A 234-nucleotide genomic window follows, 5' to 3' on the forward strand; every position below is an offset into this window, starting at 1 on the left:
TTGAAGGCAAGTCTTCGACATGCACCCTTTTCCCCTTCCCTTTTATTCCGTTATGAGTGTTAATAAGCCAAGTATCTTCCCACTTGTAACCATACCTCTCAATATCCCGGCCTCGAAGAATAGGTCGTATTAATTCTGCAGTTCTTTCTTTCTCCTCTTCGGTTTTGCAGTTGTTTAAAATTTCTTCCCGTTTTGTTCCTGAAATAATGAAAGCTTCATTGAACCCCGTCAGTA

Annotated in this window: 1 protein-coding gene; it reads right to left on the minus strand. The window is 40.6% G+C overall.

Annotated elements, in window-relative coordinates:
* The coding region (locus ACYQ4O_RS13215) for a hypothetical protein (RefSeq protein WP_460175902.1) at positions 1 to 234 on the minus strand (234 nt) is incomplete at both ends.

The organism is Turicimonas sp. TL08, assembly GCF_054660695.1.